The organism is Saccharopolyspora karakumensis (assembly GCF_004349225.1).
Lineage (GTDB): Bacteria > Actinomycetota > Actinomycetes > Mycobacteriales > Pseudonocardiaceae > Saccharopolyspora > Saccharopolyspora endophytica.
The window spans coordinates 47,208-57,344 of record NZ_SMLA01000041.1 but is presented as its reverse complement, the minus strand read 5'-3'; the positions used below and the strand labels follow the sequence as shown (position 1 = coordinate 57,344).

The 10,137-nt window shown below is 68.0% G+C and carries 6 protein-coding genes; all 6 read left to right on the top strand.

The window, feature by feature from the left end; genetic code table 11:
- Positions 1–920: 920 nt before the first annotated feature.
- The 6 genes from dnaN (at position 921) to gyrA (ending at position 10,108) form a co-directional block, all read left to right on the top strand.
- Positions 921–2,045 (top strand): DNA polymerase III subunit beta, encoded by a 1,125-nt coding sequence (gene dnaN, locus E1202_RS22615; RefSeq protein WP_132685137.1) that lies wholly within the window; start codon positions 921–923, stop codon positions 2,043–2,045.
- Between the two features lie 177 nt (positions 2,046–2,222).
- A complete protein-coding gene (gene gnd, locus E1202_RS22610; protein WP_132685136.1) occupies positions 2,223–3,110 on the top strand; it encodes a phosphogluconate dehydrogenase (NAD(+)-dependent, decarboxylating) in 888 nt (295 codons plus the stop codon).
- A 232-nt stretch (positions 3,111–3,342) separates the two neighbouring features.
- Complete coding sequence (gene recF, locus E1202_RS22605) at positions 3,343–4,530, top strand: DNA replication/repair protein RecF (RefSeq protein ID WP_132685135.1); 1,188 nt, start codon at positions 3,343–3,345, stop codon at positions 4,528–4,530.
- A gap of 91 nt (positions 4,531–4,621) precedes the next feature.
- Positions 4,622–5,209: a DciA family protein gene (locus E1202_RS22600; RefSeq protein WP_132685147.1), complete on the top strand. Its 588-nt coding sequence runs from the start codon at positions 4,622–4,624 to the stop codon at positions 5,207–5,209.
- 380 nt (positions 5,210–5,589) lie between these two features.
- Positions 5,590–7,563: a DNA topoisomerase (ATP-hydrolyzing) subunit B gene (gyrB, locus tag E1202_RS22595; RefSeq protein ID WP_132685134.1), complete on the top strand. Its 1,974-nt coding sequence runs from the start codon at positions 5,590–5,592 to the stop codon at positions 7,561–7,563.
- Positions 7,564–7,612: 49 nt separating this feature from the next.
- Positions 7,613–10,108 (top strand): DNA gyrase subunit A, encoded by a 2,496-nt coding sequence (gyrA, locus tag E1202_RS22590; RefSeq protein WP_132685133.1) that lies wholly within the window; start codon positions 7,613–7,615, stop codon positions 10,106–10,108.
- Positions 10,109–10,137 lie beyond the last annotated feature (29 nt).

The window sequence follows — 10,137 nt, the reverse complement described above, 5'->3', positions numbered from 1 at the left end:
GCTCGCGAGGTTTCTGCTGCACCACTCCGGCCTGATCCTGGGCGCCCAGCAGAAACATCCGAGCCAGATCCGGCCGCCCGGCGGGGCCGCCGAACGCCTCGGCGCAACACCTGCGCCCGGAAATCACCACTTTCAGTGTTCGGCCGGGCGCGGTGGGTGGGCTCGGGAACATTCTCGTCAAGAACTTTTCTACCCGGCCCCGTGGGCTTCACCTCACCGCCAGAACAGAAAACCGCTGAAGGCACCAGCTGTCCACAGAAAATCAATCCCCAGGCTTGACCTGCGATTTTCCCCAGTCCATCCACAAGCTGTGCACAGTCCGCCCACATGGTCGAGGCCGGTTGCCAACAGAGTTCCCACAACTCTGCCCACAACCCGACCGGTGGAGAACCACCAATCCACCCGGGCATGGGTACAACCTGGGGTCCGACTGTGGATGGAAGTGTGGACAACTGGGGATGGTTGTGGAAGAACTCAAGACGGCCAGAAGTTGTCCACCACCCGGCTGTCGTAGTCCCCGGTTACTTCCAGTGGTCATCCACACGCGACCACGCCATCCGACCAGCCCAAACGACGGTTGTCCCCACAACTCACAGGCCTTACTACTACTGCGGACATTTCTTCTCTTCTTTGAAAAAAAGAAAAGAGAACTAGGGGCGGTGGATAAGTGGACAACTCCCGCCTCGACGCTCGAACCGGCTCGGGCCGACAGCCACGACCCGGATGCGGAGATCGGTGAGCACGCTCTACGGTGGAACTCCCCGCAACGAGAAGTCCGGCTCGAACTCCTAGCGAAGTCCAAGCCGTTCTCGCTGCGGGATCGCTTCGCCCCCGATGCGGAGCACACCGAACCTTCCAGCCGCGCACGGCTCGACACAGTTCTCGGCAGCCGAGCCACGGCTGAAACCGAAAGGACACCCATGAAGATCCGCGTGGAGCGTGACGGTCTTGCCGACGCCGTCGCCTGGGTCGCGCGCAGCCTGCCGTCGCGGCCACCGGTTCCGGTGCTGGGCGGGGTGCTGCTCGATGCGAGCTCCGGGGAAGCGCTGACCATCTCCGGCTTCGACTACGAGGTTTCCGCCCAGGTCACCATCGACGCCTCGATCGACGCGAGCGGGAAGACCCTGGTCTCCGGGCGTCTGCTCGCCGACATCACCAAGGCGCTGCCGGCACGTCCGGTCGAGATGACCGTCGACGGCTCCCGGGTGACCATCACCTGCGGCAGCTCGCGGTTCAGCCTGCCGACCATGCCGGTCGAGGACTACCCGGCGCTGCCGGAGATGCCCGAGCACGCCGGATCCGTGCCGACCGACCTGTTCAGCGAAGCGGTCGGCCAGGTCGCCGTGGCCGCGGGCAAGGACGACACGCTCCCGATGCTGACCGGCATCCGGATGGAGATCAACGCGGACAAGCTGACCATGGTCGCCACCGACCGGTTCCGGCTGGCCATGCGCGAGATCACCTGGGAGCCCGGCACGAGCATCGCGGACACCCAGGTGCTCGTCCCGGCCAAGACGCTGGCGGACTCGGCCAAGACGCTGGGCGCCGGTGCGAGCAAGGTCGAGATCTCCCTGGCCTCCGGCGACGGACTGCTCGGCCTGTCCGGCACGACCCGCCGGAACACCAGCCGCCTGCTGGACGCGGAGTTCCCCAAGTACCGCCAGCTGCTACCCGCCGAGACCGCGGTGACCGCGAACATCGACGTCGGGCCGCTGGCCGAGGCGATCAAGCGCGTGTCGCTGGTGGCCGAGCGCGGCACGCAGGTCCGGCTGGAGTTCTCCGACCGCCTGCTGCGGCTGTCCGCCGGCGGTGATGACGAGGGCAGCGCCGAGGAAGAGCTCCCGATCGAGCTCGACGGCGAGGAGCTGACCATCGCGTTCAACCCGGCGTACCTGCTCGACGGCCTCAGCGCGCTGAAGTCCGAGCGCGCCCAGATGCAGTTCACCACCGCCAACCGCCCGGCGCTGATCAAGCCGATCGACGACGAGGGCAAGGTCCAGGAGGGCTACCTCTACCTGTTGATGCCGGTCCGCCTGCCCGGCTGATCCCCGGCGAGGCCGAGGTGGTGCGCGGCTCACATCCGGCGCACCACCCGCCTCGTCGTCCCGGTTCGTGGTCGTAGGCTCGCGCCAGATCGATTCAGCGGGTGCCATGATCCCGCAGCGCGGCCGGCCACGCGCCGACCTCCACAAGTCGACACACAGTTCGGATAGGGAGTTCCAGTGCAACTCGGGCTTGTCGGCCTCGGCCGAATGGGTTTCAACATGCGCGAGCGGCTGCGGGCCGCCGGCCACGAGGTCGTGGGGTACGACCGCAACCCGGACGTCAGCGATGCGGCGTCCGTGGCGGAGATGGTCGAGAAGCTGGCCGGTCCGCGCATCGTGTGGATCATGGTTCCGCACGGCGACCCGACCCGGCAGACCATCGAGGAGCTGTCCGGACTGCTGTCCGCGGGTGACCTGGTGATCGAGGGCGGGAACTCCAAGTTCACCGATGACCAGGCCAACGCCGCGCTGCTGGCCGAGAACGGCATCAAGTACGTGGACGTGGGCGTGTCCGGCGGGGTCTGGGGCGCCAAGAACGGGTACGGCCTGATGGCCGGCGGTGACGCCGAGGACGTCGAGCGCGCGCTGCCGATCTTCGACGCGCTGCGACCGGAGGGTCCGCGCGACGAGGGCTTCGCGCACGCCGGTCCGGTCGGGGCCGGTCACTACGCGAAGATGGTGCACAACGGCATCGAGTACGGCCTGATGCAGGCCTACGCCGAGGGCTTCGAGCTGCTCGCCGCCTCCGACGTCGTCACCGACGTGCCCGCCACGATCAAGGCGTGGAGCAAGGGCACCGTCGTGCGCTCCTGGCTGCTGGACCTGCTGGTTCGCGCTCTCGACGAGGACCCGGAGCTGTCCGAGCTGCGCGGCTACGTGCAGGACTCGGGCGAGGGCCGGTGGACCATCGAGGAAGCGATCAACAACGCGGTCCCGGCCCCGGTCATGACCGCCGCGCTGTACGCCCGGTTCGCCTCGCGCCAGGAGGACTCGCCCGCGATGAAGGCGGTCTCGGCGCTGCGCAACCAGTTCGGCGGCCACGCGGTCCAGAAGTCCGAGGGCTGATCTCCCGACTCCTCGGGTGGGGACGTTCCGGCTGGCGCGTCCCCACCCCGCGGCAACGTCGACGGGGAGACTTGTCGACAAATCTCCCCGCCGTTCCGCGGGTGTCCGCGCTGGTCGCGGCACGCGGACAGGCCGTCCGGCACGGTCCGGACACACCTATTCGGACGGTGCGGACACCGCAGCCGCGGCGTCCGCGGAACCTGCCCGGCAAGAACAACTGAGTTGGATCGTCGTGTACGTGCGTCACTTGCAGGTCAACGACTTCCGGTCGTGGCCGCTCGCCGACCTCGAACTCGAACCCGGAGTCACCGTCCTGGTCGGGTCGAACGGTCAGGGCAAGACCAACCTGGTCGAGGCGATCGGCTACATCGCCACCCTCGGCTCGCACCGGGTCTCCAACGACGCGCCGCTGGTCCGCTACGGAGCGGCCCGCGCGGTGGTGCGGGCCGCGGTGGTCAACAACGGCCGGGAGCTGCTGGTTGAACTGGAGATCACTCCGGGCAAGGCCAACCGCGCCAGGATCAACCGGGGCGCGGCCGGCAAACCCCGCGACGTGCTGGGGATCCTGCGGACCGTGCTGTTCGCACCGGAGGACCTGGCGATCGTGCGAGGTGACCCGGGCGAACGCCGGCGGTTCATGGACGACCTGCTGGTCTCGCGGGCGCCGCGCTTCGCGGGGATCCGCTCCGACTACGAGCGGGTGCTCAAGCAGCGCAGCGCGCTGTTGAAGTCGGCGGGTGCCGCCCGGCGGGGCGGGGGCAAGGCGGATCTGAGCACCTTGGCGGTCTGGGACGGCCACCTCGCGCGCTACGGCGCCGAGCTGCTGGCCGGGAGGCTGTCCCTGGTGTCGGCGCTCGCCCCTCACGTGACCAGCGCATACGCGAACGTCGCGGCGACCGACGAGGCGAGCACTCCGTCCGGCCGGGTCGCTGACCTGCGGTATCGCAGCAGCTTGGGCGAATCGATGCCGGAGCGCTACGGGGTGCCCGGAGGTCCGGAGATCCCGTGGGACGAGGCTGTGCCGGAGCTGGAGGCCGCTCTGCTCGCGGAGCTGGAGCGCGTCCGGCCGCAGGAGATCGAGCGCGGCGTGTCGCTGGTCGGCCCGCACCGCGATGACCTGGACCTGCTGCTCGGCGAGCTGCCCGCGAAGGGTTATGCCAGTCACGGTGAATCGTGGTCGTTCGTCCTGGCGTTGCGGCTGGCTTCTTACCACCTGCTCACAGAGGATGGCGCGGAACCGGTGTTGATCCTGGACGACGTGTTCGCCGAGCTCGACCGCCGCAGGCGTTCCCGGCTCGCCGCGCTCGTCTCGGGGGCCGAGCAGGTCCTGGTGACGGCCGCGGTCGGCGAGGACGTCCCCGAGGAGCTCACCGGCGCCCGATTCGACGTCCGGGAAGGTGAGGTGCACCGTGCCGCCTGACGGAAACGGACGAAAAACTGCACGCAGAGTGACCGCAACCACGGAGCAATCCGTGGAACTACCCACATCTGGGGATAACCCTGTGGATGGTGTGGATAACTCAGCGCCCGTTCGCGGCTCCGACGGCGCCGCGCTCCCCGAGGACAAATCGCCTGGTCAGGGGATCGACGGCAGCGAGCTGGCCGGGCCGGACCTGGCCCGTGCCGCGCTGCAGTCGGCGCGCGAGCAGTCCGCGGCCAAGCGCAAGGCGATGGGCAAGCCCGGCAAGCCGGGCAAGCTCCGCACCCGAAGGCGTCGTGGCTGGACCGGTGCCGGACCCGACGACCGGGACCCGCAGCCGCTGGGCAGGCTCGCCGCGCGGATCGCCTCGGAGCACGGCTGGACCGAGCACCTCTCCGGCGGTCAGGTCTTCGCCAAGTGGGATTCGCTGGTCGGCGGGGAGATCGCCGAGCACACCAAGCCGCTGCAGCTCAAGGACTGCGAGCTCACCGTGCAGGCGCAGTCCACGGCCTGGGCCACGCAGCTGCGGCTGCTCCAGCGCCAGATCCTCAAGCGGATCAGCGACGGGGTGGGGCCCGGCGTGGTCAAGCGGATCAAGGTGCAGGGACCTGCGGCTCCGAGCTGGCGACACGGCCCGCGACACATCTCCGGGCGCGGGCCGCGAGACACCTACGGCTAGTAATCTGCGGGCTGCGGATCGTCGAGGTGCGGGTCCACTCGCAGGTGAGGATCGCCGGGCGGCCGATCGCCGCAGAGAATTCCTAGCAGGCGTTCACGGCTCTTCGATGGTGGATTGATCCGAGTTCTCGACTCTGTGAGCAAGCTAGGGGCGTCCTTGCCCCACTTCTGCAGTGGGGGACCAGTAGAATCAAGGCGGGTGTGACCCGACGCGCTCCCCGGTCGTCAGCGGCGAGGGGTCCGGACCGGGCCGCGCCGGGGTGCGGCGCCGGCAGCCGAGTCGCCCCGAAGTGGTCGTAGAGGTGCGCCGGAGCCGGTAACCAGGCCGGCATCGACCGATCACCGTGACAGCACAGTCGGCTTGAGGAGAAATCGAGGCCCGTGGCACCGAAGAAGAGCGAATACAACGCTTCATCCATCACCGTTCTTGAGGGCCTTGAGGCCGTCCGCAAGCGTCCCGGCATGTACATCGGTTCCACCGGTGAGCGCGGTCTGCACCACCTGGTGTGGGAGGTCGTGGACAACTCCGTCGACGAGGCGATGGCCGGGTACGCCTCCAAGGTCGAGGTCACCCTGCTCGCCGACGGCGGCGTGCGGGTCAGCGACGACGGCCGAGGCATCCCGGTCGACATGCACCCGGTGGAGAAGAAGCCGACCCTCGAGGTCGTGCTGACCGTGCTGCACGCGGGCGGCAAGTTCGGCGGCGACTCCTACGCCGTCTCCGGTGGTCTGCACGGCGTGGGCGTGTCGGTGGTCAACGCGTTGTCGACCGTGCTCGAGGCGGAGATCCACGTCGACGGCTACGTGTGGCGGCAGCGCTACGAGGACTCCAAGCCCGCCGCCGACATCGAGCGCGGCGAGAAGACCAGCAAGACCGGCACCACCATCACGTTCTGGGCCGACCCGACGATCTTCGAGACCACGCACTACAACGCGGAGACGGTCTCGCGCCGCCTGCAGGAGATGGCCTTCCTGAACAAGGGCCTGACCATCGTCCTGCGCGACGAGCGCACGGCCGAGTCGGAGGAGGGCGGTGAGGACGCCCAGGGCGCCACCGCCAAGATCACCGAGCGCACGTACCACTACCCGGGCGGGCTCGAGGACTTCGTCAAGCACATCAACGCGACGAAGGAGCCGATCCACAAGAAGGTCGTCGCCTTCAACGCCGCCGGCAACGGGCACGAGCTCGAGGTCGCGCTGCAGTGGAACTCCGGCTTCAACCAGTCGGTGTACACCTTCGCCAACACGATCAACACGCACGAGGGCGGTACCCACGAGGAGGGCTTCCGGTCCGCGCTGACCCGCGTGGTCAACGCCTACGCCAAGGACAAGAAGCTCATCAAGGACAAGGACGGCAGCCTCACCGGTGACGACGTCCGCGAAGGTCTCGCCGCGATCGTGTCGGTGAAGGTCCGCGAGCCGCAGTTCGAGGGCCAGACCAAGACCAAGCTGGGCAACACCGAGGTCAAGTCGTTCGTGCAGACCACCGCCTTCGAGTGGCTGACCGACTGGTTCGAGCGCAACCCCGCCGACGCGAAGACGATCGTGAACAAGGCGGTCTCCTCGGCGCAGGCGCGGATGGCCGCGCGCAAGGCCAAGGAGCTGGTCCGCCGCAAGAGCGCGATGGACATCGGCGGCCTGCCGGGCAAGCTCAAGGACTGCCAGTCCAACCAGCCCGACGAGTGCGAGCTCTACATCGTGGAGGGTGACTCCGCGGGTGGCTCGGCCAAGGAAGGCCGCGAGTCGCGCTTCCAGGCGATCCTGCCGCTGCGAGGCAAGATCATCAACGTGGAGAAGTCGCGGATCGACAAGGTCCTCAAGAACAACGAGGTCCAGGCGATCATCACCGCGCTGGGCACCGGCATCCACGACGAGTTCGACCTGTCGAAGCTGCGGTACCACAAGATCGTGCTGATGGCCGACGCCGACGTCGACGGCCAGCACATCCGGACCCTGCTTCTGACCCTGCTGTTCCGGTTCATGCGCCCGCTGATCGAGAACGGTCACGTGTTCCTCGCGCAGCCGCCGCTGTACAAGATCAAGTGGCCGCGCGCCGAGCCGGAGTACGCCTACAGCGACAAGGAGCGCGACGCGCTGCTCGCCCAAGGCGCGGCCGCCGGTCGGAAGCTGCCGAAGGACGACGGCATCCAGCGCTACAAGGGTCTCGGCGAGATGAACGCCGACGAGCTCTGGGAGACCACGATGAACCCCGAGTCCCGGCTGCTGCTGCAGGTGTCGCTGGACGACGCGGCGACCGCGGACGAGCTGTTCAGCGTGCTGATGGGCGAGGACGTCGAAGCCCGGCGCTCGTTCATCACCCGCAACGCCAAGGACGCCGGCTTCCTCGACGTGTGATCGACGCGCAGGTCAACCAGCGAACTCTCCGAACTAGCAAGGGAAGAGCATGACGGAAATCCTGCCGCCGGAACACGGTCGGATCGAACCGGTCGAACTCCAGCAGGAGATGCAGAACTCCTACATCAACTACGCGATGAGCGTGATCGTCGCGCGCGCCCTGCCGGACGTGCGCGACGGTCTCAAGCCGGTGCACCGGCGCGTGCTCTACGCGATGTACGACTCGGGCTTCCGGCCGGACCGCGGTTACGTGAAGTGCTCCCGCGTCGTCGGCGACGTGATGGGCAACTACCACCCGCACGGTGACTCGGCGATCTACGACACCCTGGTCCGCCTGGCCCAGCCGTGGTCGATGCGCCACCCGCTGATCGACGGTCAGGGCAACTTCGGCTCGCCGGGCAACGACCCGGCCGCGGCCATGCGGTACACCGAGTCGCGGCTGGCCCCGTTGGCGATGCACATGCTCGCCGACATCGAAGAGGACACCGTCGATTTCTCCGACAACTACGACGGGCGCACCCAGGAGCCCGACGTGTTGCCGTCTCGGTTCCCGAACCTGCTGGTCAACGGCGGTGGCGGCATCGCCGTGGGCATGGCGACCAACATCCCGCCGCACAACCTGCGCGAGGTGGCCGACGGCGTCGTGTGGGCGCTGGAGCACCCCGAGGCCGAGGACGAGGAGCTCCTCGAAGCCCTCATGGAGCGGATCAAGGGACCGGACTTCCCGACCCGCGCGCTCGTCCTCGGCACCAACGCGATCGCCGACGCCTACCGCACCGGCCGCGGCTCCATCAAGATGCGGGCCGTCGTGGCCGTGGAGGAGGACAGCAAGGGGCGCACCACGCTGGTCGTCACCGAGCTGCCGTACCAGGTCAACCCGGACAACCTCATCGAGAACATCGCCTCGATGCACCGGGAAGGCAAGATCTCCGGCATCTCCGACATCGCCGACGAGTCCAACAGCCGGCGCGGCATGCGGATCGTGGTCACCCTCAAGCGGGACGCGATCCCGAAGGTGGTGCTCAACAACCTCTACAAGCACACCCAGCTGCAGACGACCTTCGGCGTCAACATGCTGGCCCTGGTCGACGGCGTGCCGCGCACGCTGCGGCTCGACCAGACGATCCGGTACTACGTCAAGCACCAGATCGAGGTCATCGTCCGCCGGACGAAGTACCGCCTGCGCAAGGCCGAGGAGCGCGCCCACATCCTGCGCGGTCTGGTCAAGGCGCTGGACATGCTCGACGAGGTCATCGCGCTGATCCGCCGCTCGCCGACGGTCGACGACGCGCGCACCGGCCTGATCGAGCTGCTCGACGTCGACGAGGTCCAGGCGAACGCGATCCTGGAGATGCAGCTGCGCCGCCTGGCCGCCCTGGAGCGCCAGAAGATCGTCGACCAGCTGGCCGAGATCGAGCGGGAGATCGAGGACCTCAAGGACATCCTCGCCAAGCCCGAGCGGCAGCGGCAGATCATCCGCGATGAGCTGATGGAGATCGTCGGCAAGTACGGCGACGACCGCCGCACCAAGATCGTCCCGTTCGAGGGCGAGGTCTCCATGGAAGACCTCATCGCCGACGAGGACGTGGTCGTCACGATCACCCGCACCGGCTACGCCAAGCGGACCCGCACCGACCTCTACCGGGCGCAGAAGCGCGGCGGCAAGGGCGTGCAGGGAGCGGCGTTGAAGCAGGACGACATCGTGTCGCACTTCTTCGTCTGCTCCACGCACGACTGGATCCTGTTCTTCACCAACAAGGGCCGGGTCTACCGGGCCAAGGCCTACGAGCTGCCCGAGGCCAACCGGACCGCGCGCGGTCAGCACGTGGCCAACCTGCTGGCGTTCCAGCCGGACGAGCAGATCGCCCAGGTCATGCAGATCAAGGACTACACCGCGGCGCCGTACCTGGTGCTGGCGACCAAGAACGGTTTGGTCAAGAAGTCCCGTTTGACGGACTTCGATTCCAACCGATCGGGTGGTCTTATCGGCGTGAACCTGAAGGACGAGGACGAACTCGTCGGCGCCGTGCTGTGCTCGGCCGACGACGACCTGCTGCTGGTGTCGGCGGAAGGGCAGTCGATCCGGTTCCACGCCTCCGACGAGGCGCTGCGGCCGATGGGCCGGGCCACCTCAGGCGTGCTGGGCATGCGCTTCAACCACGGCGACGAGCTGCTCGCGATGGGCGTGTGCCGAGAGGACCGGTACGTCCTGGTCGCCACCGCCGGCGGTTACGCGAAGCGGACTCCGATCGAGGACTACCCGGTCCAGGGCCGCGGCGGGAAGGGCGTGCTGACTCTTCAGTACGACCGCAAACGTGGCAGGCTTGTGGGGGCGCAGATCGTCGAGCTGGAGGACGAGCTCTACGCCATCACCTCCGCCGGCGGGGTCATCCGCACCACTGCCAAGGAGGTGCGCAAGGCCGGTCGGCAGACGAAGGGGGTTCGCCTGATGAACCTCGACGAGGGCTCGACCCTGCTGGCCGTGGCGCGCAACGCCGACGAGGCAGCGGATCCGGACGCCGCACCGGAGCCCAAGCAGGCGTGACGCAGCGCCGATCAACTGAACATTCCGTG

What these genes read in the sequence shown, in the direction of transcription:
- dnaN (WP_132685137.1), top strand. Translation starts at nt 921, where the DNA reads ATGAAGATCCGCGTGGAGCGTGACGGTCTTGCCGACGCCGTCGCCTGG.
- gyrA (WP_132685133.1), top strand. Translation starts at nt 7,613, where the DNA reads ATGACGGAAATCCTGCCGCCGGAACACGGTCGGATCGAACCGGTCGAA.